This window comes from Streptomyces sp. R-74717 (genome assembly GCF_047305335.1).
GTDB classification, from domain to species: Bacteria; Actinomycetota; Actinomycetes; order Streptomycetales; family Streptomycetaceae; genus Streptomyces; species Streptomyces atratus.
In genome coordinates this window covers 5,263,449-5,289,524 of sequence record NZ_CP102361.1, presented here as the reverse complement: position 1 = coordinate 5,289,524, position 26,076 = coordinate 5,263,449, and the positions used below count along the sequence as shown (strand labels likewise).

The 26,076-nt window shown below is 69.3% G+C and carries 17 protein-coding genes and 3 pseudogenes; 11 read left to right on the top strand and 9 right to left on the bottom strand.

What is annotated here, in order from left to right; all coding sequences use genetic code 11:
• Window positions 1–12: 12 nt before the first annotated feature.
• The 3 genes and pseudogenes from NRF20_RS24160 to NRF20_RS24150 all read left to right on the top strand — a co-directional run.
• The gene (locus tag NRF20_RS24160; protein ID WP_266417270.1) at window positions 13–534 is read left to right on the top strand and encodes a cupin domain-containing protein; all 522 of its coding nucleotides are present in this window, start codon (window positions 13–15) and stop codon (window positions 532–534) included.
• Entirely contained in the window at window positions 531–929 is a 399-nt protein-coding gene (locus tag NRF20_RS24155; protein WP_189276855.1) for a VOC family protein, read from the top strand. The genes NRF20_RS24160 and NRF20_RS24155 overlap by 4 nt, the downstream gene beginning before the upstream one ends.
• 95 nt (window positions 930–1,024) lie before the next feature.
• Window positions 1,025–1,273: pseudogene (locus NRF20_RS24150) on the top strand (DNA-binding protein); the annotation flags it as partial.
• A gap of 139 nt (window positions 1,274–1,412) precedes the next feature.
• On the opposite strand, the gene NRF20_RS24145 reads toward NRF20_RS24150, so the two are convergent.
• The 3 genes from NRF20_RS24145 to NRF20_RS24135 are packed head-to-tail and all read right to left on the bottom strand — an operon-like array spanning window position 1,413 to window position 7,722.
• On the bottom strand, window positions 1,413–2,405 hold the full coding sequence (locus tag NRF20_RS24145; protein ID WP_398628236.1) for a tetratricopeptide repeat protein: 993 nt from the start codon (window positions 2,403–2,405) through the stop codon (window positions 1,413–1,415).
• The gene (locus NRF20_RS24140) at window positions 2,402–6,889 is read right to left on the bottom strand and encodes a hypothetical protein (RefSeq protein WP_413753262.1); all 4,488 of its coding nucleotides are present in this window, start codon (window positions 6,887–6,889) and stop codon (window positions 2,402–2,404) included. Before NRF20_RS24140 ends, NRF20_RS24145 begins: the two co-directional genes overlap by 4 nt.
• Entirely contained in the window at window positions 6,886–7,722 is an 837-nt protein-coding gene (locus NRF20_RS24135; RefSeq protein WP_398628238.1) for a hypothetical protein, read from the bottom strand. Before NRF20_RS24135 ends, NRF20_RS24140 begins: the two co-directional genes overlap by 4 nt.
• Window positions 7,723–8,050: 328 nt before the next feature.
• On the opposite strand from NRF20_RS24135, the gene NRF20_RS24130 reads away from it, so the two are divergent.
• Window positions 8,051–8,575, top strand: coding sequence for a Pycsar system effector family protein (locus NRF20_RS24130; protein ID WP_398628239.1), 525 nt, complete (start codon window positions 8,051–8,053; stop codon window positions 8,573–8,575).
• Here the strand turns inward: NRF20_RS24130 and NRF20_RS24125 are convergent.
• Window positions 8,564–9,328, bottom strand: a complete 765-nt coding sequence (locus NRF20_RS24125) for a Crp/Fnr family transcriptional regulator (RefSeq protein WP_413753261.1) — start codon at window positions 9,326–9,328, stop codon at window positions 8,564–8,566. The two genes, NRF20_RS24130 and NRF20_RS24125, sit on opposite strands and share 12 nt — an antisense overlap.
• Window positions 9,329–9,790: 462 nt before the next feature.
• The gene (locus NRF20_RS24120) at window positions 9,791–10,573 is read right to left on the bottom strand and encodes a polysaccharide deacetylase family protein (protein ID WP_398628241.1); all 783 of its coding nucleotides are present in this window, start codon (window positions 10,571–10,573) and stop codon (window positions 9,791–9,793) included.
• A 147-nt stretch (window positions 10,574–10,720) separates the two neighbouring features.
• Between NRF20_RS24120 and NRF20_RS24115 the strand changes: the two are divergent.
• Window positions 10,721–11,044, top strand: a pseudogene (locus tag NRF20_RS24115) (IS1380 family transposase); the annotation flags it as partial.
• Window positions 11,045–11,131: 87 nt separating this feature from the next.
• Here NRF20_RS24115 and NRF20_RS24110 read toward each other — a convergent pair.
• From NRF20_RS24110 to NRF20_RS24100, 3 genes are all read right to left on the bottom strand, one after another.
• A complete protein-coding gene (locus tag NRF20_RS24110) occupies window positions 11,132–11,731 on the bottom strand; it encodes a hypothetical protein (protein WP_413753260.1) in 600 nt (199 codons plus the stop codon).
• A gap of 979 nt (window positions 11,732–12,710) precedes the next feature.
• Window positions 12,711–13,985, bottom strand: coding sequence for a peptidase (locus NRF20_RS24105; protein ID WP_413753259.1), 1,275 nt, complete (start codon window positions 13,983–13,985; stop codon window positions 12,711–12,713).
• Between the two features lie 494 nt (window positions 13,986–14,479).
• Window positions 14,480–14,776, bottom strand: coding sequence for a GYD domain-containing protein (locus NRF20_RS24100; RefSeq protein ID WP_398628245.1), 297 nt, complete (start codon window positions 14,774–14,776; stop codon window positions 14,480–14,482).
• A 564-nt stretch (window positions 14,777–15,340) separates the two neighbouring features.
• On the opposite strand from NRF20_RS24100, the gene NRF20_RS24095 reads away from it, so the two are divergent.
• Complete coding sequence (locus NRF20_RS24095; protein ID WP_398628246.1) at window positions 15,341–16,771, top strand: PA14 domain-containing protein; 1,431 nt, start codon at window positions 15,341–15,343, stop codon at window positions 16,769–16,771.
• 273 nt (window positions 16,772–17,044) lie between these two features.
• Here NRF20_RS24095 and NRF20_RS24090 read toward each other — a convergent pair whose 3' ends face one another.
• Window positions 17,045–18,004 carry a hypothetical protein gene (locus NRF20_RS24090; protein ID WP_413753258.1) on the bottom strand — a complete coding sequence of 320 codons (960 nt, stop codon included), beginning with the start codon at window positions 18,002–18,004 and terminating at the stop codon, window positions 17,045–17,047.
• Between the two features lie 159 nt (window positions 18,005–18,163).
• Between NRF20_RS24090 and NRF20_RS24085 the strand changes: the two genes are divergently transcribed.
• The 5 genes and pseudogenes from NRF20_RS24085 (at window position 18,164) to NRF20_RS24065 (ending at window position 25,768) form a co-directional block, all read left to right on the top strand.
• The gene (locus NRF20_RS24085; protein ID WP_413753257.1) at window positions 18,164–21,505 is read left to right on the top strand and encodes a tetratricopeptide repeat protein; all 3,342 of its coding nucleotides are present in this window, start codon (window positions 18,164–18,166) and stop codon (window positions 21,503–21,505) included.
• A gap of 229 nt (window positions 21,506–21,734) precedes the next feature.
• Window positions 21,735–22,133: a DUF4440 domain-containing protein gene (locus NRF20_RS24080; RefSeq protein WP_413754598.1), complete on the top strand. Its 399-nt coding sequence runs from the start codon at window positions 21,735–21,737 to the stop codon at window positions 22,131–22,133.
• 78 nt (window positions 22,134–22,211) lie between these two features.
• A pseudogene (locus tag NRF20_RS24075) lies at window positions 22,212–22,295 on the top strand (P-II family nitrogen regulator); the annotation flags it as partial.
• A 196-nt stretch (window positions 22,296–22,491) separates the two neighbouring features.
• On the top strand, window positions 22,492–22,803 hold the full coding sequence (locus NRF20_RS24070) for a trypco2 family protein (protein WP_398628249.1): 312 nt from the start codon (window positions 22,492–22,494) through the stop codon (window positions 22,801–22,803).
• Window positions 22,804–22,813: 10 nt separating this feature from the next.
• Window positions 22,814–25,768 (top strand): trypsin-like peptidase domain-containing protein, encoded by a 2,955-nt coding sequence (locus tag NRF20_RS24065; RefSeq protein ID WP_413753256.1) that lies wholly within the window; start codon window positions 22,814–22,816, stop codon window positions 25,766–25,768.
• Window positions 25,769–26,076: the final 308 nt, after the last annotated feature.

Sequence of the window (26,076 nt, the reverse complement as noted above, 5' to 3'; positions counted from 1 at the left end):
AGGATCATGATCATGAACAAGGAGACACCCACCATGTCCGCGTCCAAGACTCCGCCGGCGGCGCTACTGACCCGCCACGCAGATGCCGAAACCTGTGCCGACCCGAGCAGTGTGATGACTCTTCTGGCCGACTCGGACGGCACGGCAGGCGGCATCACGAGCTACCGATCCACCTTCGCCGAGGGCGCGACAGGGGCGCCGGCCCACTTCCACACCAGGGCAACGGAACTGTTCTTCGTGATCAGCGGAGCTCTGCAGGTTCTGGTGGGCGAGGAAGTCACCGTCCTCAAGGAAGGCGACTTCCTCGCGGTGCCTCCCCACACCCCGCACGCCTTCGCGGCTGCCCCGGGCTGTGAAGCGGATGTCCTCTTCGTCTTCACCCCCGGCGTGGGCAGGTTCGACTACCTGCGCCTGCTCGGCCGGGTGATGCGTGGCGAAGCGGACCCGAAGGAGATCGCCGAGTCCTCGGAGCGTTTTGACAACCACTACGTCGACAGCGCTGTCTGGCGCGCGGCGCTGGAGCGTTCCGCGTGATCGACTCCACGACCCCGATCCGGGTGGCCCGGCCCTCGCGGGACCTCGCCGCCGCAGAACGCTTCTACAGGGACGGCCTGGGGCTGACCGTCCTGTGGCAGACGACCGAGCGTGTGCCGGGCGAGCACGACCTGCTGATGCTCGGCCCTACCGGCGGCACCTGGCATTTCGAGCTCACGCATGACCCGGACCACCCGCTGGAGCCGACCCCAACGGTGGACGACCTGTTCGTGGTCTACCTCGGCAAGCCGGTGGACGAAGCCCTGATCGACCGCCTCGCGGCGGCCGGCGGTACCCGGGTCCCGGCACACAACCCGTACTGGGACGAGCATGGAGTGACGATCGCCGACCCGGACGGCTACCGCCTCGTGCTGTGCTCACGCACCTGGGCATAACAAGCGTCCGACATCTCATGAGCGGAGCCATAGCCGGATCGAGGCGGCGGACGTCACAGGGAGGCCAGCGGGAACCGGGCGCGAGACGCCGACGTAGTCGGAATCGGGTTCCTCGCCTCAACTGGGCGCTGTCGCGAGTCAAGGTGGAACCGGTCACCGAGCAAGCGGCAAAAGCTGCTGCCGAGCTCCTCAAAGGAGCCGGACTGCACGGCCACAAGTACGCGATCGACGCCACCGTCGCCGAAGTGGCACTGCGCCAGCCACGGCCAGTCGCGCTGCTGACCTCCGACACCGATGACATGATCAAACTCTGCGGCGACCACGTCCGCATCATCGGCCTCTGACTCGTTGGCATTCTCCTCTCAGGGGTGGGCCCCGTCACCCGCCGGATCACATGGGCCGCCCGTCGGGAGCCGGCTGGAGTGGGCCGGTCTGCCGGAAGCCCGGTTCCCGGCAGACCGGCCGTGTGCGTCCCTGTGTGCGTCAGGGAGGCGGCAAAAACTTCGGGATCCCGCCGTGTACTTCATCCGCCTCCTTGTCACGCCCGAGCGCGCGGAGGTTCCTCTCCAGACGCGAGCGCGTGTTCTCGGTGCCCGAGTAGTCCTTTCCTGCCGCTCTCTCGTATCTCGGCAGCAGGTCGGCGTTGACGGCGCGTGCCGCCTCGTAGTCGCCGATTTTTTGCAGGGTGATGGCGATGCTCGACTCCGCGCCGAGTGTCACCAGGGAGTTGTCGCCCGACACTCGTCTGTACCGCTGATGAATGTCCCGGTACAGCGTCAGGGCCTGCTCCAGATCCCCGAGACCGAAGTGGCTGCCCGCAAGGTTCCCCGTGGCCAGGATCGTCGTCCGATTGTCCTTGCCAAGCCGTCGCTCGCATCGCTGAACGGTGTCGCGGTTCAGTCGCAACGCCGCGCGGAAGTCCTTTAGTCGGTTGAGGCAGGCACCCATGTTGCAGGCAGCGAGGAGGGTGTCGGAATGGTCGTCACCGTACTTCTTTGACCGCAGCTGGAGAATCCTCTCGAACACCGGCCTGGCGTGTTCCGAGTCGCCGCGTGCGTGCAAGCAAGCGGCGAGTCGTTCGGCGGCATCGATGGTGTGGGCGTGCGACTCCCCGATCCGTGTTTCCCAGTCCCTGTGGACGATCTCCGCCAGGAGGGCACCGGGCTCGGCCCTGTCTGATGCGTAGAGGTACCTGAGCACGCGGATCACCAAGGAACGGAACCGCTCCGGCTCACTGCTCGGGACATCGGCCTCGCGCAGATAGCCGAGCAGCGTCTGCATGTCCGCCGTGATCAGTTCGTACGCGGCCCAGGTGCTCGGATCGTCCGGGTCCAGGACCGGCAACGCCGCGAGCCGGTCCCGGGCCGCTCGGCACACCACGGCCAGCCCGGTCTGATTCCCGGCGGTACTTTTGCGGAACAGGTTCAGGACGTCCGTGTGCGCCTGCTCCGCCTCGGTGACGACCGGATGCGTCATGACGCCTGCTTCCCGTCCGAACCACCGGTGGCGACGAGTTGCCCCAGCCGGACGCCGTCCACGACATCGGGCGCCCTGCCCTCCGCAGACGTACAGGCGAGACCACGGGCGATGGCCGAGCCGAGGGTGGCCGGCGCGTCGGCGTCGAGTGCTTCGATTACGGCGTCCGGCGCGTGTTCCAGCAGCGACATGGCGAAAGACCAGTTCTTTGAGGTGACTTCGTAGAACTTGCGCAGAGCGACCGACGGTGCGCGCTCCAGCAGGACGGGGAACAGGCGGGCCACCACGTCGCCGGGGATCCAGTTCTCGCCGGGCCAGCTGAATGTGCAGCGGCTGGCCTCGCGCAGGAGTGCGACAGGATCCACCAGGTCGCCGAGGAGCGGCGAGGCCGCCAGGGTGGCCAGTGCGTCCGCCCCGATCGCGGAACCGTCGCCGGCTGTCGCGACGACCTCTTCGCCCAGTTCCAGGAGTTCGCGCTCGTGTTCCGGCCTGGCCTCCGCGGCGAAGACGAGCAGATCGGCCGCCGCCGGAAGCGGGCCGTCGGTCAGCATCTTCCGTACCCGTCGCGTGAACGCGGGGCTGAGGGGTGCGCCAGGCTCCGGGGTCACAAGGTCCACGGCCGCGGCGTAGACCGGGTCCTCGAAGCGTACGCGCCGCGCCTGGGCGCGGTAGCCGGGCACCTCGCGGGCGATCCGGTGTTCCTGGTACGCGGCTGCGGCCAGTGCGCTCTTGGTCAGCGCGCTGCTCTGGTTCAGGTCCTGCGGGGGACTGAGGTTCAGCAGGTGGATTTCCGTGAAGGTCGGATGGGAGCGCCTGCCCTCGATCATGTCGTTGGCGTACACCGCGGACGCCCACGCGCGAACGGATTGCCCATAGGCGTCATCGAGGTAAGGCAGGTTCTCGACTCCCCTCATGTCTTGCTTTCGGCACCCCAGGGCGCGCACGGCCAGCTCGAACCGGACACGGTAGTCGGGACGGACATAAGCCAATGCGTATGTGTCACCCATTTCCCGCGTGGCGCCGACGGTCCACCGGTAGCGCGGCAGTTCCCTGAGCGCTCGATCGATTTCCGTTGAGAAGGCCTCCGCGTCGGGGCCATGACGTGAATAGCTGCTGTCGGGGCCGTGGGCTGCCCGGTGCAGTTCGGCGAAACCGATGGCGCGCTCGGCGGGGTCAGCGATCGCGTGGATGAGCGCACTCGCCCAGGAGAGGTCTCGGTGCGCCAGCCGCCCCGCGAACCGGCGTACGACTCTGGCCGTACTGCCGGGTGCGCCCAGTTCGACGGCGCGGACCACGTCGGCCGGTGTACGGAACAAGTGGTTTCGCGCATGAGTGGCCCAGTGCTGGTCGACATTCATCAGGAGCACCAATCCGGAGAGGTTCACCTCTTCCACCTGGTTTCTGGCGGACGGCTCACTCGCCTCGGGAATGGCACTCGCCAAGACCGCGCCGGCACCACCGCCCCCTCTGAGCGGTTCGGGGTGCGCCACGCTCCGCAGCAGTTCCTCCAGGATCGCGGCGGCCGGGGCCGCCTGGCCCCGGGCGACATGGAGGTGGGCGATACCGGCGAGAAGCGAATACCGGTCTCGGCCATACACCTCCCGGGCCGCATCCTCGCTCTCGGCCCTGGCGTCATCATCCCGTGACCAGTCGTCGCTCCAGTGGTCGCTCCAGTCGGTCCGCCGGACGCCCCTGGCCATCTGCGCCGCCCTGGCCAGGTCGTACTCGGCCATGCGCCGTACCACGTCGATCAGATCGTCGTCGCGCTGTGTGCTGCGCTCTGTGTTCGCCTGCGGATCGACGGATGGCCCGGGTATGGCCGCATGGACACGTTCGACGAGCCGCAGTTCCTCCGCTCGGTTCAACTCCCCGAGAGCCTGCATGGCATCGAGCCTCGCCCAAGGGCTGTGGGTCCATCCCAGACACCGGTCGAGGAGAGCCCGCGCGCGCTCGGGCGACCCCCAACGAGTCCAGAGCCTCGCGCCGTCGAAGACGGCCCTCTCCGAAAGGCCGTTGACCACGACCGTGTCCAAGCGGGCGAGCAGAAGGCAAGCAGTGGACCGGTCCACATCCGCCAACACCCCTGCTGACTTGGCCAGTTGTGCGGCGAGCTCTCGCTCGCCGCCAGCCACGAACACCTGTGCGCGCACCTCGGCGAGGACGGCCTGGCTGGTGTCAGGATCGCGTGTCGCCCATGCGGAGGCCAGCCTCGCCAGGCCCAGGAGACGGCCTGCCGGGCCCACGCTCTCCAAGGCTGCCTCGGCCTCCCACAGCAACTCGACGGCCTTTTCGGGGTCGGCGCGCTCGGCCAGAGCCAGGTAGTCCGCCCAGCGCTCACCGCTGATGCTGCCGATGAGTGCATGGGCCCTGTCCACGTCCTTGTCAGCGGCGGCGACCGCGGCGGCGCGGTACACGGCGTCCGGCTCCTCTTCGGGGCCGTTGGCTCGCGGCGCCGTCTCCTGTCCGTGCTGCCACAGCCGCAAGGCACGTTCGAGGTCGTGAGGGGCCAGCAGACGTGCGGCCACCTCGGTCGCTCTCCGCGCGTATGTGTCGCGGTTGTCGCCGGTACCGCTGCGCGGAACCGCCAGCGCGGACTCGACCACCAGGTCCAGCAGTTCGTCCCCCGAGGGCGTGTCGGGCCCAGGACGCGCGTACCGCAGGATCTCCACGAAGGCCATCAGCCGCCACAGCGACGGGCCGATCCCGTTCGCATGCTCCAAGGCCTCCTTCACCCGTCCCATCCGCGCAAGCAGCCCGATCACCCGCGGCGGCAGCGCGCTGCTGGACTGGGCGGCCTGATGGCGGACGACGCCCAGGTACGTCATCGCAGGCAGCCCGGTGGCCACGGGGGCGGTGTCGGCGATGTGGTGGGCGATGCTGTCGACGAGTTCGAGAAATCGGCGTTCGGCCCCGAACTCGGTGCTGACGGCGCGCCGCAGACCGGCGCAGACCAGGTCGGCGGCCTCGGCGGAGACGCTCGGGCCGGACTTCAGGATGTGGGTGACGAGGTAGGTGAGCCCGTAGTGGTCCACCTGGGACCAGTCCACGCCCGCCCAGTTGGGCGCGGTGCCTCGGTAATGGAGAGCGATCCGTTCGTGCCATCTGGTCTCGTCGACCCAGCACTCCGGGTGCTTCTCACGGGCTTCCACTCCGGCCAGGAACTCGTTGATGGAGGTGTGGAAGAAGGCGAACCGGTCGCTTCGACGGTCCAGGAGCCAGCGCAGGCTCGCGAGGACCTTCTGTGCGGGTGCGTGTCGGACAGGAGTGCCGGACAGGGCGGTGAGTTGTTTTTCCGTCAGTGCCTCTCTCGCCACGGTCAGTACGCCGATGATCGGCAGGCCCACTCCTTCCCAGCCGCCGGCAGGCTCACCGGTACCGGCCCTCGGCCTTGTCATGAGTTCCTCGCGGACCAACTCCACGAAGAAGCCGTACAGACCCGGCAGACGGCCCGGTACACCGCTGAAGACGAGCAGCCTGTCGACCATCTCGTCGTCTTGTTCCTCGGCGGCGTCGATCAGCGCCCGCGCGTAGGTGGCCAGGTACAGGAAGTTTCCAGCGGCCCTGCGGACGGCGTGCCGCTTCGTGCTGCCCGAAAGGTTGCCCCTGGCTCGCTCGGCGGCGAGGACGGCCGGCCGTTCCAGGACGAGGTTCGCGTAGGTGTGGAGGTCGCCCACGACCTGGGGTGAGCCGGCGTCGATGACCACGTCGGTGAGCCGTTCCTCCCGGGCCGACCGGAACAATCGGATCCCGGCGTGCGGCCGGGAGGTCGTGATCACTTTGACGTTGGCGGGCAGTTCGGGGGAACGGGTCAGCCAGTGCAGAAGCCCCTTCCTCGGCTCCGTCGTGTGGTCGTCGGCAATCTCGTCCAGCGCGTCGAGCAGGATGACGATCCTGGCCTCGGGATCCTGCTCGGCCAGCACCTGCGCGGGCCCGATCAGCGCCAGGTGGGCCAGGTTGTCGGGGTCGAGGAGACGGGGCTCCAGGTGCGCCGTGCCGATCTCGACGCCGCTGACCTCGCCCGCAACTTCACGGAAGCGCTGGTCGACCTCCAGGGCGGTGCGGTGGAAGGGTGAGACCTTCAGGTCGTCGATCTTGATCCCGATAACCCGGCCCTCGGCCTGTACGGAGTCGATGTGCTGCTGAACGACGACCGAGAGACGTTCCAGTTCGAAGAGTTCCGGACGCACCCGTGCGAGCTGATGTCCGATGCTCAGCAGGAACGACTCGGTGTCGCCGCCAGTGACCGCGGTCCGGCTGTCCCGTCTGAAGAAGTAGCGGAGCCGGTCGGGATGGGCCCGCGCGATACCGGCGAGCAGGCTGGTCTTGCCTGCTCCCGGCTCGCCCGTCACCAGGACGTACTGGCCCTCCTCCGGCGTCAGGGCACGCTCGATCTCGTCGTACAGCCACTCGCGGTCGACGAAGTCCGCCCCCGTGCGGGCCCTGACCACGTCCTCGAAGGCGCGGCGCGGCCGGCCAGCGATCACGGCTTGTCTCCGGCGGTTGTCTGTTCCACCCCGATCAATGTTGCGTGGGGCCCCACGCTATGCGCCTTGACGGTGCCCTCGAAGGTGCCCGTGGTCCGGTTCGTGCGCACTCCGGCCGCGTACACCCCCTCCCCCACTTCGTCCACGTCCAGGTTGCCCCGCACTACGTTCGCGTCGCGCTGCCCGTCCTCCAGTACGGCAGAGCGCAAGTTCAACTGCCGCACATCGGCGCCCGGCAGCCAGATCCAGGCCGCTCCCCGGTACTCCTTCTCCTTGACGGGCACCTCCAGGAACTCGTTGTCCCCGATGGTGGTGTACGCCTTCCCCCTGACGACGTCATGGAAGACGGTCGCCGACAGTCCGACAGCCAGACAGGCGTCCGGCGTCTGATCAAGGGCGGCGCGCAGGGCCGCGCAGTCACGGATGCGACCGATCTCGACCGGAGCACGGCCGACGAAGCCGTTGGCGCCCGGCGAGGTCTCACCGAAGTGGACGGCTGCCCTGAGCCTCAGCAGTGTTCCCGGATCCCGGCTGCTGTTGAACGCCCGCAAACCGGCTTCCAGACTTCGCATGAAGTCGTCGACCAGGGCCGGCTCGGAGGCCTTCTCGGGCAGGACCGCGAACAGCGAGTCCCCGCCCTCCTGTGTCTTCCATTTCGCACGCTTCAACTTGGCGGCGCCGGCGGCCTCGTTCACCGTCAGCGTGATCGCCTCCTGGAACTGGCGCTGCGTCAACGTGTCGGCGCCGCCGTATCCCTTCGCGTCGACGGACAGCAGCAGTCTGCGCCCGAAGGCTCCCGCGCCGCCCGGCCCGTCCTTACCGTCTCTCTCCATGACACCTCTCGGTACACGCACTTCGGGGGGGAATACCGCCGCTTCACTCAAACCCCTGACAAGCCGTCGTGGTTGCTTCACAGCAGACCGGCGCCCGCTCCCCCTCGCGGGCGCCGGCAATGAAGTCGTACATCCGAGTCCCGGTGAGGACCCTGTATTTCCACGTGGTTCCGCGCGGTTTCACGGAATGCCGGGATCTGAGACCGCTCAGGAGGCCCATGGTGGCCGATGTCGTCCCGAGAATCCGCAGAAGTGACTGGTCCGGTCGCGGTGATCGCCCCTTACTGGACTGGACGGAACACGCCGTCATAGACCGGAGGAGACCTCCATGGCACCGACCGGGCAGTCCGCCGGGAGCCGCCCCGCGCAGTACATGTTCACTGCGCTGCACACGACCCACCAGCACGCAGACGCGAAGGCCGGCATCCTGGCGGCGGCGCAGGCGGCTCTGGCCGGCACGGCGGGAGCCTGGAGTCACCGAGCTGTGCTCGTCTGGGACCGGGGCGGCACGGCCGGGGTGTTCGCCGGTGTGCTGCTGGCCCTGTTCGTGTGCGGCCTGATCGGTGGTGTGGTGAGCCTGGCGGCGTCGCTGATGCCCCGAGTACTGCGGGATCCGGCCGCCAATCGGTACAGCTTCGTCCACCTGGCGTCGGGCCCCGACATCCTGCCACCCGTCGACGGCACGCAACCGGACGAGGAGGCCGCGGATCGCCGGGAGTTGTCGCGCACCGTACGGTTCCTCGCCCTTGTCGCGGTACGCAAGTACCGCTGGCTCGCGGGTGCGATGGTCTGCACGGCCGTCATGGGGGTGAGCGCGGGGCTGAGCGTGACCCTGCTGCCGCTACTGGTCTGACGTCACTTCTCTGACGTCGGCTCGGCTACGGCCGTTCGTGAGCGAGGTCCGCCAGTTGTCCGACAGGTCCACGAGCCGTTCGAGCTCGGGCAGGTCCCGGATGGTGGTGGAGCGGTAGCCGGTCTCCAACAGGTCTTCGTCGCGCAGGTCACGCAGTACCTTGTGGATCGTCGTCTCGGCGGCGCCGACCATCGTGGCCAGCTCCGGCTGCGTCAGCCGGCAGCCGATCACCACTCCGTCGGCCCGCGACGAACCGTACGACTCGGCAAGTTCCACCAACAGCCGGGCCAGCCGCACCTTTGCCGGATAGCCGCGGAAGTCCAGCCGCCGCCGGTTGGCCCAGCGCAGCCGGTCGGCGACCATGGCAGTCAGGGCGATGGAGACCTCGGGGCGGCTCAGCAACAGCTCCCGCAGTACGCCGGCCTTCGACACCCGGGCGGTCAGCGGACCACAGGCGGTGACCGTCGCCGAGCGCGCAGCCCCGCTCATGGCCGCCATTTCGCCCACGGTGTCCCCGGCTGCCCTGACCGCGAGGAGTGAGGTCTCGCCGTTCTCCACCGTGGCCGTGACCTTGGCGAAACCGGACAGGAGCAGCAGTACGTGCTGGTCGTCCATCCCCTCTCTCAGCAGCACGGCACCTTCGTCGAACCGAACCTCCGTCCCCAGGTCGAGCAGGCTCTGCCGCGCCGGGGGCGACAGCACCCCCAGCAGACTGCGCGCGGGCCACTCGTCGGACCCGATGGGCACAACCACGGGTATCCCCCTGTCTCCGTCTTTGCGTTCGGGCGTGGTTACCTGAGCATCATCGTGCCGGTTGGAGCAGCCCCGTGGAACAGGACTGCGGTGAACGCCGACGGGTTCCGTGCGGACGAGACGGCAGCGGTGTGGGATGGCGCCGCAGTGCAGGGCAGCGGATCCGGCCTGGAACACCATCGCTGCCGCCCGTGCCCACAGCGTGCCCGTAAGAGCGGACAACCAAGATTTCAACAGCAGTGCGATCCGACCCGCGCGACCACCCCGGGGGGCATCTGCACAGGCCAGAGCTATGGAGGCCGCGCGAGCGCCGTCGCTTCCCAAGCTCAGAGCGCGAGTTCGATTCTCGTCACCCGCTCCATGAAAAAGCCCCAGGCCAGCGGCCCGGGGCTTCTTTGTTGTCCAGACCGGCCTAAGACCGACCGGCAAATGGGGGGGCGGCGGCGTTGGAGCGAGCCTCACTCACCGCACGGGGAAGCCGAAGGAGTACCCCTGCTGCTTCAGCCAGGGCAGCACCTCGCGCAGAGCAGCCAAGGTCTGGGAGCGATCCCCTCCCGCGTCGTGGAAGAGGACGGTCGGCCCGTTGGAGATCTCGCTCTTGACGGTGGCGACCATGGTGTCCGCACCGGGACGCTCGAAGTCTTTGGAGTCGACGTTCCAGCCCAGCGGCCGCATCCCCCGGGACGCGGCAAGCTGCCGGCTGTACGGGGTGAAAGCACCGCCCGGGGCCCGGTAGTACTGCGGCCGGACGCCTCCGGACGCCTTGGTGATCATGCGTTCGGCATTCAGGATCTGCTGGGACTGGTAGGCCTCGGACTGGGTGTCCATGGTGGTGTCGTGCGAGACAGTGTGGTTGCACAGCCGGTGCCCGGCTGCCACGACCGCCTTGACCAGGTCCGGGTGCGCCTGGGCCTGCGTGCCCACCATGCAGAACGTAGCCTTCACGCCGTTGTCCTTCAGCAGTTGCAGCACCTGCGGCGTCCAGACCGGGTCGGGTCCGTCATCGATGGTGATGTTGACGCCCCGGGCGCCGCGGTCCGAGGCGTGCGCGATGTCCGCCGCCACCTTGACCACGGTCCCGTCCTGGGGCCGGGCGTCCGGCGCTGAGACACGCGCTTGCGGCTGCCGCCCTCCGGCGGTGTCGGCCTGCGCGGTCCACACCGAGGTGGCAGCGGCCACCGCTGTCACCCCGAGCGCCGCCGCGAGAAGCCGGCCGTGCCATCCCTTTCCCTTGTGCCTTGCCATGTCCGCCCGCCCCTTTGCTGTCTCCGCCGATGCCGTGCACTCATGAAGACATACGAACGCCCGCACAAGATCCCCCTGTTACCGATCGCAGACGAATCCGCAGGGGACCGGCGACAAACGCAGGAGCCCCGCGACAGATGAAGGGGCGCAACGGCCTCGAAAAGGTGCCGGCGAGGGCGGCAGACGGTGATCCGCACGGATTCCGGCGGAGGCACCCACGCATTCGTCGAATGGCTCGCGAAGCAGGGCCGATGGCTGTCCTGCTCGGTCGGCATGGCCATCACCGAGCAGATTCACCAGTCCGTGCCGACAGTCCCGCCCTCCGCCTGGACGCCCGCTGTCGAACCCGGCGGCGAGATCCGCGACGGAGACTGTCTGACCGGCCGGCCGAAGGGCATGCGGCTGATCGTCCGCGAGGAACGGCCGGACCTCGGCGCCTGGTTGCGCTTCACCGACGCCGACGGCCAGCGGCCTGCCCACACGCCCCGGCAAACGAAGAAGAGCCCGTCAGCAAGCTGACGGGCTCCCGCGAAAGATCGAGGCTAACCTGCCATCAGGTCAGATCGTCGGTGTGTCATCGACGACCTCCTTGTGTGGTTCGACAATGAACCTCCAGCCATCGCTGGGCTCCAGGAATCGCACTCGGGTCGGGTAGATGTCCAAGGCGCGGCGGTCACGGTTCTGGCTGCTCGCGTTCTTCCGCCCCCGGGCCGGCTCCTCGAACAGGTCGACCTTGACATCCGGCACCGCGACGACTTCCTCGCTCCAGCGCTGAACGATCCCCGCGCCGAAGGCGTCCCGGGCGGTGGAGTAGAGCGACTCCAGAGATTCCTTGTTCCCGTTGGGCACGAAGAGGGCGAGATTCAGGAGGACGCCAGCACTCTGAAGAACCTCGATTTCTTCCCCTGCCTTGTCGGCAACCCAGATCCCGCGCTCTTCGGCACTGTCCGGGAGAACGTGGATCTCCTCACCGAAGATTGTCTTCGCGGTAAAGGACCCTCCCTCAAAATTCTTACCCGGCTCCGTAAGGAAAGCCGGGGCATAGCAGTCGAGAGGAAGGCCATCCATCTCTGCCGAGACGAAGATTCCGTCCTGGAGACCCAACTCCGAAACCTCTTCGGCCGTAAGACGTCGAGCCGTAGCCTTCTCGGTATTCACGCCATTCCCCTTTTTTCGTGGCGTCCTGTGAATTCATTGAAACTCTACCACGAAAACGATCAGTCAGTTCCCGTTCAATTTCTCCTGGGAGAACAGCGGAAGAATCCTCCCACGTCACCGACGAAACGCGGCAAGCGTGGAGAAATGCTGCGCGATTCAAGAGGTCACCTACTCGCTTCAACGGTGTTTTCGGTAACCAAGTCGGTCGTCAAGTGGAATGCGAGCAAACTTAGCAGAATGGAAACAAGCAGACAGGAGGCGCCTTGATGCTCGGCATTGCGCTGTGCTTGCGCTCCCATCACCATGGGCCAGATCCCCGTGACCCAACCGGGCGAACCGCGGCGGTCCCCTCTCCGGTCGGGCGCTTCGCGCCCCGCCTCGACAGTCGCCTGTCGCGGCGCCGCCATCCGGTGGGCACAGACGTGGGCGGACGACATCGGGGAACGGCTTCAGGAGCTTGAGGCTCCGCACGAGGACTGATGGCCTCGCAGATGGCCGACCACTCGACAAGAATGCGGTTCGCGACAGATCGCCCTGCAGCATCCGTGCCCTTCGGAGCGGACAACAGCGGTCAAGCACGGCGCCCAGAGACCGCTTCGGCCTCGTACCGCCAGGCCGAACGTGCGGGCCAGAGGTACTTCAACTGCGCATGCGCCGGTGATTCCCAAGCTCAGAGCGCGAGTTCGATTCTCGTCACCCGCTCCATGAAAAAGCCCCAGGCCGGCGACCCAGGGCTTCTTTGTTGTCTAGACCTCTTATGGTCCGCGTGCCATTCGCGTGCCATAAGTGTCCTCACAACGCGCCGGATTGAGGCTTCAGCCGCCACTCACCGCGACAGGGCGGCCGAGGCGTTGGTCTGCAGGTGGCTACGCGCTGGGGCGACCGTGTCACCGCAGCGGGCCCGACACCGCTCGGTGTCGGGCCCGCTGGGCGGTCAACGCGTGGGCCGGGGTGCTTGGTCCGCACCCCGCCTCATGCGTCAGACGTGGGAGCCGGCCTTGCGACGGCGTGCGACGAACACCGCGCCCGCGCCGATCGCCAGGGCCGCGCCGCTCGCGAGGGCGAGCTGCGACGTCGCGGAGGTCGAGCCCGTGGCGGCGAGGCTGCCGCTCACGGGACTGGCCGACGCGCCGCTCTGCGGCTTGAGGTCCGAGGTGTTCGGCTTGGTCGTGCTGGGCTTGGCGTCGTCGACCTTGCCGGGCTTGCTTCCCGCGGCAGCGATCAGGAACTCGTAGCCCTCGAGGTCCGGGTTCCCGCCGCAGGTGCCGTTGTCGTTGAAGTAGTCACCGGCGACGAAGGTGATGCCGTTGCCCGCGGGGGCCGAGGCGTCGATCGTGAGGCGCATCTTGACGTCGGCGTGGGCGCCCGCCTTCAGCGGGCTGATGGCGTCCATGTAGTGCTCGTTGTCGACGGTCTTCCACGTCGAGGACGAGGCGGGCGACCACTGCAGGTGCACCAGGTCGTCGATGTCCTTGAGCCCGCTCTTGTCGGTCGCGTGGACGTAGGCGAACGGAAGCACCTCGTCCATCGTCTTGTCGGTGCCGTTGGTCACCCGGAGATTGAAGTCGACCTTCGTGCCGGCGACGACTGTGGACGGCAGACCCGTGACGACCGTGGTGAGCTTGGCCTCGGGGACGCAGTCCTCGCCGCCCTCACCCGCTTCCTCCTTCGCCTTGGCCAGCGCCTCGTCGGCGGCGGTCTTGTCAGCGAGCGCCGCCTTGGTGGCCTTCTGCGCCCGGTCCAGCGTCCGGGCTGCGGCGACCCGCTCGTCGTCACGCGCGTCCAGGGCTTCCACGACCTTGGCATCGGCGGCAACCTTGGCCTCACCGGCGGCTGCGGCGGCGGCTTCTGCCTTGGTGAGAGTCGTCGCCGCGGCGGTCTTCTCCTCCTCGGTGGCCGTCTCCGGGAGGGCGTCGACCGCCGCCTTGGCGTCGACGACCGCCTGATCGGCGTCGGTCTTCGCGGTGGCGGCCAAGGCCGCCGCGGCCTCGGCGGCCTTGGCCGCCACGGCCAGGGGAGCGGTGTCGGACAGGAGCGCTTCCAGAGCCGCGCGGGCGGCACTCTCGGCCGCCACGGCGTCGTCGTACGCCGCCTTCGCTGCGGCGGCGGCCTTTTCCAGCTCCGCGATGGACGGCTTCTCCTGCGTCTGCGCTGCCGGCTTGTCGTCGGCGAACGCGGGGGTAACCGACAGCAGGAGGGCAGGCGTGGTCACTGCGGCGGCAACAGCTGTGGCAAGAATCCGGCGAATCTTCACAAGAGCCCTTCGGGGTCCGAAAAGAGAAGAAGGGGTCGCAGCGGAATGGGACGCGCAGATGCGACTTGAGGTGATCGTATGGCCGGGGCAACGGTCGACCGTCACGAGTTCTTCACCTGTTCCGGCCAACACCACAACACCGGGGCAGACAGAAAAGACGAAAGGGTGCAGTTGCTTTCACTGCCTGTGCTTTCGCTGTGAGGAATGCCACATGACCCTGGACGCGTCGTTCCACGCCTCTCCGGCGCCGCCCCACCCGGCGAGCGCTTGCACCTCCGCGTACGCGACCCTGCCGCCGGAGCGCATCTCATCTGGGCAGACAACACGGGCGTCGGCGGCGGTTGCGCACCGTTCGCGAGTGCCGGCCGGATCGTGGAGAGCTGGGGTGAGTGGTGGGCTGGGGTGAGTGGTGGGCTGGGGACCCCCAGCAGACTTGTGAGGCGGGCTGCTCAGCCAGCTCGCCAGACGTCTTCGCCTGCAGTGAGTGGAAGTCGTCAGCCGGCGGCCTTGCCGATGATGCGATCCATCTCTTCTCGACCGAAGGCCCGCAGAGTCGTCGTACGGACGTTGCCCGCCCCGCCGAGCTGCAGGAGTACTGCGGTAGCGGTTTCGTCGTCGGGCGCCTCGACGACGGCCACGAGGTCGTACGGACCGACGGTCCAGTAGAGATTCAGCAGCTTCGCCCCGAGCTTCTGTGCCGCTGCGCCGAAGTCCTCGGAGCGCTTCGCGGTGTCCTTGTAATTCCGGATCCCTTGATCGGTCCAGTTCAGCAATGCGACGTACATCAGCATGTTCTTTCACCTTCACGAGGAAACAGATCGTGAGGTCAATCCTGGACATCAGGACTGAAGCCTGCACGAGGTGCGCGCCCGAACGAGCTACGGGCGGCCACAGACGGTTGATCACGGTGGTGGGAACCATCGAGGCGCTCGCACAACAGCGACGTTGACCTGCGATGTGACACTTGGCAGCTCTCGAGGTCCGGCCTCGTCCACCCCGCTCCACCGCTCCGCCGGAGTGCGCATCGAGGGACAGGCTGACATTCACGCCTGACATCGGCATCCGCCGCCCCGACTGATGCTCTGCCGGTCCCGGCCACGCCCGCAAGGTCGCCGGCGCTCACCCCGCCCAGACCGGCACGCCGATCGACCTCGACACCCTGCGCGCCCGTCGCGAGTGGTGGGCGGAGCGAGTCGGCCAAGTGCCGACGGGGCGAAGCAACAAGGTCCGAATCAACCAGCAGCGTCGCGATCGCCTCCGGGCCCCTTCACGTCATCGGGCGCGCGGTGCAACCTTCCTTCCACCTCACGAGTCTTCGCGCTGTACGTCCTACCCGCACAGCGCGAAAGGTCCCCGTGCACCAGAAGAGTCTCGTCGCCGCCCGGGCCGGTGGTGTCATGTCCGCCGTCGTCCTCGGCAGCCTGTTGGTCGCCGCCCCGCAGGCGGCAGCCGGCGACGTCACCTGCTCGACCAACGTCTACAAGCGGACGTTCTACAAGAACACCTCGTTCTCCGGCTCCCCGGCGAGGACCGACTGCGACAGCACCATCAGCCAGAGCTGGTCCGGCAGCCCGGTCTCCGGCGTGCCGTCGAACAACTTCGGTGTCCGCTGGTCGGTGACCCGCGACTTCGGCTCCGGCGGCCCCTTCACGTTCACCGCCTCCGCCACCGACGGCGTCCGCGTCTACCTGGACGGCGTCCGCAGGATCGACCTGTGGAAGGGCACTGGTGACACCGCCCGCTCCAAGAGCGTCAACCTCACCGTCCCCTCCGGCAAGCACACCCTCCGCGTCGACTACGTGAACTGGACCGGCGCCGCGAAGGTCACGTACACGTACACACCCCGGACTTCGGCCACGTACGACAAGACGAAGCCACTCGCCCCCACCGGCGTGAAGACCGCCTACAACACCACGACCCGCAGGACGACCGTCTCCTGGTCCGCCAACAAGGAGATGGATCTGGCGAGTTACTCCCTCTACCGGCGGCCCGTCGGCTCCAGCACCTGGACGGCGGTCACCACGACCACCGCCCGCAGCCACACCGACCCCCGCGTGAACCCCGACGACCGCACGCCCTACTACTACGAGGTTCGCGCCAAGGACAAGGCGGGCAACGCCTCGTCGGGCAGCACGGACACCATCGTCCGTCCACTGCCCGTCGTCACCTCCCTGACCGGCACCTACGACAAGGCGACCGGCAAGGTCACCCTGAAGTGGCCCCTCAACACCGAGCCGCACTTCGACCACTACACGGTCCTCAGCAACGACAAGGTGGAGGGCTACTACGTCTGGGTCCCGCTCGGCACCACCAAGGGCAACACCTGGACCACCGGCCCCGTCACCGCCGACGGCGAGACCCGCCACTACCGTGTCCTCGTCACCAACGACGGCGGCACCACCACCTACAACCCGAGCTCGCTCGGCGCCACCGCCACCAATGAGCTCTGGCTCAACATCCCCGACGGCATCGCCCCCGCCTACGCCCCCGACCTGACCCTGGGCTCCTGCGCGAGCGGCATCCGGGCGAGCGCCACCGACAACACGCCGGCCCCGATCCGCGACTTCAACGGCTTCGAGATCGAGCGCCGCGAGGCGGGGACGGACACCTGGTCGGTCGTCCTGCACCAGGCCTACGACCCGCGCCTCGCCTCCGCCACGGCCACCGTCTGCGACCCGCTGCCCGCCGACGGGCGCACCCATGAGTACCGGGCCCGTACCTATGACGCGGCCGGGAACTACTCGCCGTACAGCGAGATCCGTGCCATGACCGTGCCGGTCGGCTGACGGTCACGGGGAACACGCGACAGGGGCCCGGAAGCAAGGAAGACGCTGTCGCGCTCGGCGGACAGCCCGCCAGCGGTACAGCAGCGCAGTACCGCAACCTGAGCAACCGCACCCGTCCGCTACGTCCCTCCGGGGCCTCGTAGCGGCCGGTACGGCCGTCGCTGACCGTGCCGGCCAGCGATCTCCCGGCCGCCACGGGCCGAGGACCCGCACCAGCCCGCGGCGGTCGACGAGTGCACCGGTCGGGCTACATCCGGATTCCGGCTCGCAAACCTATTCAGCCGCACCACGCGGCCGGCCGCCCCGGGCGCGGTCCGGACACGGCCGCAGCGCCTCCGCCAGGGGGCGCGCGGTCCTCTTGTGGCCGAGGTACTTGACCGCCGGGTGCGCATCCAGGCCCCGGTTGCGAACCATCAGAGTCTCCCCGAGGACCTTGGGCGAGTCGTCCGTCACGACCTTCCGCAGGTCCAGGGAGGCGACGATGTAGTCGTCCCGATCCGCCACATTCACCCAGCGTTGCAACATCCCCGGCACGTGCGGCGGCTGGGGGCGCAGCCGCTCCCGGACGATCGTGCGCAGCCCGAGTGGGGAGCCGAAGGTCACCAGCAGCGGCAGCGGCTCCCGCAGCCGGTGCAGCGCCTCGTACGCCACTACTGTGCCCAGCGAGTGCGCGTACACCGCCCGCGTCTCCGGGCCGATCTCTGCCAGCAGGGCCTCCTGCGCCCGCTCGCGGATCCGCTCGTCGTCCAGATAGGCGGCGACCTGCGCCAGATTGGTCACGATCGTGGCCTTGAGGGCGCCGAAGACCGAGCGGGCGACCGGCCCGCAGCGGCCCAGGCTGCCCACCATCACCCGGAACACCTCGAACACGCCCTGCTCGGGGCCCAGGTCCTCGCGGAACGGGGTCAATTCCCGGGCGGCCTCCTCGCGGTCCTCCGGGCGGCTGGCGTGCGCCTCGATGTTCTCGATGAAGTCCTGGCCCACCCGCCGGGCGGTGTCGGTCATCGCCTCCGGCAAGGGCTGGTCCCACTCGTCCCGGGGGGTGTAGGGCCTGAAGAGGTCCCGGTAGTAGGCCATGGCGGTGCTGATCCGGCCACCCTCCAGCGCGTCGGCGGCCTCCGTCTCCTCTGCGTTCCGCAGGGAACCCGCCAGTGCCGCGACCCACGCGGTGTGCAACTCCCCCGCGGGCTCCTCCAGTGGTCCAATGCCATGGACGAACACGACTTCCGCCACGTGCGCGGCTCCCTCCACCCCGTTCCCGCGCCTGGCCCGTCCCGGCTTGACCCGGCCAGGCCCTGCGTGGCGTGCCACCTGTGGCCCCCAAGCCTCCTGCCACCCACTTGTTTCGTCAACTCGACTATTACTGAATCTTCTTGACTCAATAATGACCGGATGTCGAACCGCTTTTCCTTAGTGATCGCTGCCCAGTGGGACGCGTCCGGCCGCAACCTGGACGATCTGGAACGGGAGGCGCGGCTGCTGAACGCGTACCTCCGAGACGACGACAGGGGCGGCTGCCTGCCCGCCTACGCAGACGGTCTGCTGCTCGGCCCGAGAACGGTGGAGACGGTACGGGACGCGGTCGCGTCCGCGTTCACCCACGTGACGCTGTCCGCCGAGGACGGACCTGCGACCCTGATCCTTGCCTTCCTGGGCCACGGGTTCGGCGTGCGCCACGACGATTTCCTCTTCCCCATCGCCACAACCCCCGCGACCCCCGACCCGGAGACGGCCTACTCCGTCCCCTCCGGACTGCGGGACGGGCTTACCCGGCACGGGGACGTGCGGGCGCTCGCCGTCATGATCGACGCCTGTCAGTCGGGCGTCGCCGCGCTCGCCGCCGCCAAGGAGTGGTTTCCGGCGTCCATGGAAAGGGGCCGTGAGATCGGCCTCGTGACCTCCGCGTCGGGCGACCAGTCCGCCTTCGGACTGTCCTTCGTGCGCGGCGTCAACCAGGTCCTGCGCCACGGTCACGCGCGGCTCGGCACGGAGCTGTACGACGAGGACCTGCGCTGGGCCGCGGGACGGCAGGCCAGGGGCCAGCTGCCCCAGCTGGTCCGGCACGGCGGGACGCACAGCGGCGACACCCCGGGGCGGCCGCACTGGATCGCCAGGAACGTGGCCTTCATCGGCGCCCACAGCGTCCTGGCAGACAGCGATGTCGGCAAGGAGCAGCTGGGCCGGCTGCGGCTGTTCCAGCCTCCCGAGCCGCTGTCGGAGATCACCCGCGCGGTCGGCGCCCACCGTGCGGTCGCGGTCGTGGGGCGCCGGGGGTACGGCAAGAGCGTGCTGGCCGCGGCCCTGTGCAGACCCGAACTCCTCCCGCACACAGCGCCCTTCGGCGTCGCGGCGCTGCACGAGCTCACGGAAGGCGACATGGACGAGCCCGTCCTCAAGGACATCGGGCAGCAGCTTCGTACTCACCTCCCCGGCTTCGAGGAGGCCCGTGCCGTGTTCCACAAGGAGGTCCCGACCACCGTACGCAACGACCTTCGGCCGGAGCGCCGGCTCGTCACCGAGCCGCTGGCGCGCTGCGCGGCGCCCACCACTCCCGTGCGCGTCGTGGTGGACGCCCTCGACCAACTGCACCCGACGCAGCGGGTGCGCATCATCGACGCGCTGAGCACGCTCGCCCGCGACACACCTCCCTGGTTCGGAATCGTCGTCACCAGCCGCGACGGCCTCGAACTGCCTGCCGACTGGCAGCGGCTCGCGATGCCTCCAGCGTCCCGGGAGCAACTGAACGGATACGTACGGCTCAGGGTCAGCCGGCCGGAACGGCGGGCCCGCATCGTGGAGGTGGCCGACGGCAACTGGCAGACGGCGCGGCTGTGGGCGGACGCGGGCAGTGGCAGGACCCCGGTGGACGGCGGCTACACGAAGGCGCTCCACCGGGTCCGCGAGTTCGCACCCGGCGGCGCGAAGCAGGCAGACGTCGTCCTGAATGTGCTGGGTGCGGTGGGGCGCGGCCCGGTGCTGCCCCGCCCGCTGCTGCTCCGGGGCGCCGCGCTGCGCGGCGGTCCCGCCACGGACGGGGTGCTGGATCAAGTGCTGGAGCTGCTCGCCGGGCTGCTGAGCCGGGTCCCCGAGTCGCACGTCGGCGAGATGGTCGGTGTCGACCACCAGACAATGGTCGACTACATGACCACAGAGGACGACAGACTTGACCTGGAGGACGGTCATCGGTCCCTGGTGGAGGCGCTCGACAGCATGGCACCCATGAACCAGCATGATCCGGATGACCCGCTGCACGCGTACGCACGCGACTCCGAGCCCCTGCACCTGTGGCACATCGAGAACTACGAGCAGTTGCTGGAGAGCCTGAACGCACGTGCCTCGTCCGACGCGGCGGCCAACCGCGACCGGCTCCTCGGTTGGTGCGAGCGGCTGGCCGAGCGCCCGGGCCCAGGGAGCCCGTTCACTCTGCGCGCCCGGCAGCAAGCCGCGTACTGGGCCGGGCGCGCCGGGTCGTACAGCAGGGCGCGCAGCATGTACGAGGCGGTCCTCGCCGACCAGCTGGGGCTCCTGGACGACCCCAGGCACCCGGACATCCTGGAGACCCGGCACCGCATCGCGTACGCGACAGGGCAGATGGGCCGGTTCGCGGAGGCGGTGGCGCTGCACGAGGGGGTCCTGGCCGCGCAGACCCGGGTGTTCGGGGCCGACGACCGGCGCACGATGGAGACCCGGCACCACATCGCGTACTGGACGGGCCGCGGCGGAGCGATGGCGGAGGGGCTACGGCGCCATGAGGAGCTGCTGCCGCACCAGATCCGCGCCCTCGGGGCCACGCACAAGGACGTCCTGGAGAGCCGTCACTACATCGCCTACTGGTACGGCCGGCTCGGCCGCCCGGAAGAGGCGCTGGCCATGCATGCGCAGCTGCTGCGAGACCGGGTGGCGGTGTTCGGTGAGGACCACGAGCAGGTGGTCTTCAGCCGGATGAACATCTGCAAGTTCACCTGCGAGGCCGGGAGGTTTCGCGCCGGACTCGACGACTACCGGGGCCTGCTGCCCCAGGTGGAGCGGGTGAAGGGCGCGGAGCACCCGGACACCCTGCTGGTACGGCTCAACATCGCCCGCTACACGTGGGAACTCGGCGACGCGGCCGCGGCCCTGCCGCTGCACGAAGAACTGCTGTCGGACCAGCGCAGGGTGAACGGCGAGCGGCACCCCACCGTCCTGATCAGCCGCAACAATCTGGCGTGGATCCGCGGCGAGCTCGGCGACCCGGTGCGTGCCCTTCGGGAGCTGACCGCTCTGCGCGAGGAGCGCGTGGAGGTGTACGGACGGGCGGACCACACCGAGGTGCTGACCACCCGGCTCGGCATCGCATGGTGGACGGCGGCGACCGGCGACCTGCCTGCGGCAGTCCGGGAGCTGCGCGCGGTAGCCGCCGACCGCGCCGCGGCCCTGGGCGACGACACGCACCCCGACGTGCTGGACGCCCGCTCCCGCCTCGGCGAGCTGCTGGTCCGCACGGCGGACGGCGACGGCGTCGCGGAGGCGGTGGAGCTGCTGACGGCGACGGAGACCGAGCAGACAGCCCGGGCGGGCGACCTGCACCCGTACACTCTGGCAACGCGCGCCCGCCTGGCAGCCGCCCTGCTGGAGGCCGACCGCCCGAGCGAGGCCCGCGCTCTGCTCACCCGCCTGCTCCCCCAGCAGGAGGAGGCCCTGGGACCGCACCACCCGGCAACGCTGCGCACCAGGGACCGCCTGAGAACGCCATGACAGCGGGGCCGCCCGGCGGGCGCCGTGCATTCGGCGCCCGCCGCCTCGGCGGCCGTGACGCGGAGCGGGTCGAGTGCTGACTGGGTTTCAGCCCTGTCCGGGGCGGTCCGGACCTCGGATCACGGGCAGCTCCGCCGCACGTCAGGTTGTCTGCGTCCGCGCCCGGTCGGCTGGGTGGTCTCGGCGGCTCAGCCCTCGCCCCTTCGGTGTTAGCGTCGCGTCCATGTCCATGTCCAAGACCGAGATCGACTCAGTGACCGCCGAGTTCTTCGGCTCCTTCGACAACAGGGGCGGCAAGGCTGCCGACGTGGCCCGGATCCGGCGGCTGGTTCTTCCAAGCAGCGTGATCGTCAATACAGCCCCGGAGTTCACGGTCTACACCGTGGACGAGTTCATCGAACCTCGCCAGCGGCTGCTGTCCGACGGCCGACTGGTGGAGTTCTCCGAGTGGGAGACCTCCGAGCGGACCGAGGTCGCGGGCGATATCGCGTCGCGGTTCAGCGAATACCGCAAGTCCGGGGTCTTGGACGGTGAGACGTTCGAGGGTGTCGGGACCAAGACCATCCAGTTCGTCCGTACCTCGGACGGCTGGCGGATCACGGCATTCGCCTGGTACGACCGGCCCTGATTCGTCGGGCACCCCGTCGGGGCGGGATGGCCACGCCCCGACGGGCCCCCACGGAGAGTTGCGGCCGAGATCGACCTCGAAGGCGACGGCAAGGTGTGGGTGCTGCCCGTGGATACGGTGATACGGGTCCGCACCGGCGAGCGGGGCCCGGACGCGCTGTAGCGCCCGGCCCCGGGGCCGGGTCCCGTCCACCCTCCGCGGTGGCGCGCCGGCGCCTCGGCCTCCTGTGCACAGGTCTCACGGCCGCGCCCCCGGCGCCGGGGGCTGCCGGGGTGGACGGGCCGGGGGGGCTGATGCGTGATGATGTTGGCCTGATCAGTGGGTAGTTGGTCACAAGAGCCGGTTGGGGGCCCTGCTTGTGAATGATGCGGTGGAGTTGGCGGACCTGATCGCGCAGCTGCGCCAGGAGCTGAGCCGGGCGATGTCGGCCGGTGAGGACGCCGACCTGCGGTTCAAGGCTGAGCGGGTGGAGCTGGAGCTGACCGTGGGGGTGGAGCGGACCCACGAGCCGGGGGTGAAGGTGAGGTTCTGGGTATTCGATGCCAGTGCGACGACGAAGCGGTCGGCCACGGTCACTCAGAAGCTCACGTTGACCTTGCAGCCGGTGCGGGCGGACGCGCCGGACCAGATGGCGTTGATCTCCGGGGACGAGCTGCTCGGTGAGGACTGACAGGGCGGCCGTGAGCGGCGGACTGGACCCGCACCGCATCGCGGAGGTCATCGTCACCACCACCGCCGGTGGCGGGCGGCGCGGGTCGGGTTACCGGGTCAGCGACACGGCGGTGCTGACCGCGTTCCATGTGGTGTCCGAGGCCGCGGGTGTGCAGGTGCGATTCGATGCCGACCGGCCGGGACAGTGGGTCGCGGCCGCGGAAGTGGCCTGGTCGGACAGTGGCACCGATGTGGCTGTGCTGACTTTCGCGCCTCCGCCGGGTGCCGCTCCCGTCGTGCCCGCAACGTTCGGGCGTATCCGCGACGACCGTCATGCCGTCATCGATGTACATGCGGCGGGATTCCCGCTGTGGAAGCGCCGCCGCAGCGCCGATGGGAGGCAGTTCCGGGAACTGCACCAGGCGGACGGGACCGTGGCCGCTCTGTCCAACCTGAGGACCGGCACCCTGGAGATCTCCGTTCCGGTGGCGGCTGCCGACCCCGACCCCAAGGTGTCGCCATGGTCGGGGATGTCGGGCTCCGCCGTATGGGCCGGTTCCCACATAGTCGGGGTGGTCGCCGAGCACCACCGATGGGAAGGGCTGGGCCGGCTGACAGCGGCCCGCATCGACCACACCCTGAGCCGGGCCGGCGAGCCGCGCCGGGGAGAGCTGGCCGGGCTGTTGGCGATCGCCGACCCCCAGGCGCTGCCCGACGTGGGCCCCGGGCCGGCCCTTGTGGATTCCGCGCCTGCGCAGGCAGGTTCCAAGGTCATCGGGCTGCCGGTCACGCATGGGCTCGAGCTGTTCAAGGACCGTGCCGAAGAACGCGAGATGATCGGCCGTCACCTCGCCGATCCGGCCATTCGCATGGTGACCGTCACCGGTCGACGGGGCATGGGCAAGAGCGCGGTCGCGGCCAAGGTCATGGAAATGCTGGAACAGGGAGAGTGGCCGGGCCACGCCCGGGCTCCGGTTCCGTCGGGGCTGGTCAATCTGAGCACCCGTACGTCGGGGATCTCCCTGGAACGCCTCTACTTCGACTGCGCCCGCGTGCTCGGCTCCGATCGCGAGACCCGTCTGCTGGACATCTGGGCCACGAACCGCCCCGTGCAGGACAAGCTCGGCGAGCTGTTCGCCGCGATGGGCGACCAGCTCTTCATCATCCTGATGGACAACCTCGAGGACCAGCTCCAGGACGACGGCCGGCTCGACGACGAGGACGAACTGGCGGTCTTCCTCGACTGCCTCTTCCGGGCCAGATCCACGCCACGGCTGCTGGTCACCTCGCAGATACCGTTGCGGCTCGCGCCCGAGTTGCGCCGTTTCACCGCGGAGGTCGAGCTGTCCGACGGGCTGCCGCCCACCGAGTCCGTGGCTCTGCTGCGCGAACTCGACCAGGACGGCAGCCTCGGCGTGGCGCAACTGTCCGACGATCAGCTGCTGCAGGCGTCGGTCCACGTCCACGGGGTTCCGCGCGCACTGGAGCTGTTGGTGGGCGCCATGGCCGACGACATGCTGACTCTGCCGACGCTGCAGGACGTACTGGAGGACTTCACCCTGCGGGGCGACGTGGTCGCCGGGCTCGCCCAGGACCGTTACCAGCGGCTCGGCCCCGACGGCCGCACCGTGCTGAACGTCCTCGCGGTGCTGCGCACGCCCGTGCCGCGGGAGGCGATCGAGTGGATCGTGGCCGGCCTCGATCCCGGGCTCGCCGTCGCGCCGGTCCTGTCCCGCCTGCTGCAGATGCGCATGCTGTCGGTGGACCGGGCCAGCCGCACCTTCGCACTGCACCCGATGGACGCCGACCTCGCGTACGGCGCCATGCCACAGGATGGCGCGCTGGGACGGCACTCCGTGGAGCGGCGGGCGGCCGACTGGTACGCACGTATCGAACCGCCCCGCGCACATTGGCGCACCTTGGACGACATACAGCCGTACCGGCGTGAATTCGACCACCGTGTGCGCGCCGGGGACATGAACGGCGCCGCACTGGTCCTCGGCGCGATCAGCGAATGGATGGTCTGGCACGGCTCGGTACTTGCGGCCGTCTCGATGCACCTGACACTGGAGGAACAGTTGACCGACGACCAGGCGCGTCTTGCCCATCTCATCAGCTTCGGGCACGCCCGGTTGAGCGCGGGCCCGTTGGCAGACGCGGCGGACCTGTTCGCCGAGGCGGCCGACATGGCCGAGCGCCTCGATGACCGCCGTGCGCTGCAGAACGCCATGTTCGGCCTGGGCGACGCCTACCGTCAGCTGGGCCGCCTCGATGCCGCCATGGGACCGCTCGCGCGGGCCGGTGACCTGGCACATGAGAACGGCGACGCCGAAGCCGAGGTGCACGCCGTCCTGGATCTTAGCCTCGCCCACAGCACTCTGGGCGACGGGGCGGCGGCCCTTGCCGGTGCCGACCGGCTGAGCGAACTCGCCGTTGCGTCGGGGGACCTGTTCACCGAGGCCCGTTCATGGAACGCCCGCTTCACGGCTCTGCTGGCCATGGGCCGCTGGGAGGAGACCATCGCAGCGGGCGACAGGGCCGTGCGTGCCTACCGGGACGCGGGCATCCAGGAAGCAACGGACTACGCGTTCAACGCCAAGGGCGTGGCCATGCTCGCGCTGGGGCGGGTCGCGGAGGCTCTGACATCGCTGGAGGCGGCGCTCGGAGCGGCCTCGGCGATGGAGAATCCGCGCACCGAGGGAGTCTGCCTCTACAACATGGCGTGGGCCTACTGGGCCGACGGCCGGTACGGGCGGGCGGCCGAGGCAGCCGAGCGGGCGGCCACGTCGCTGCAGCTCGCCGGGGTGGCGGAAGTCGCGGCGGCACAGGCGCTCGCCGAGGCGGCCCACGCCCGGACGGTGCCCGACCCGCAGGCGGCCGCCGACGCGCTCGCCCGGGCCGCCGACGGCGTCGGACGCAATGTCGAGATGGTCCGTCCGGCCTGGCTCACCGAGGAGGCAGAGCGGTTGCGCGGCGAGGTCTGACGCTGCGGGTTCCCGTAGACAAGCCCCGGGCCGGTGGCCCGGGGCTTGTCTGTTGCCCGGACCGCACCAGAAGGTCCCTGAGACGTGCGCGGGCGCGCCCGGCAGGGCGGCGCCGTCCGCCCCGGAGCACGCCGCGCGGCCGTCGGGCAGCTCCAGCCCTGCCCCATGCCCGGCCGGACGGCCCGGCAGCGGACCGCGTCAGGGCCACCGGATCGACGCCGGCGCCGAGCAACGCCTCGAAGGGGGCGATCACGCGTACGGCAGTGGCAGCGCCCGCGGCCGGCGCCGCCGACCGCAGCAAACCGGCA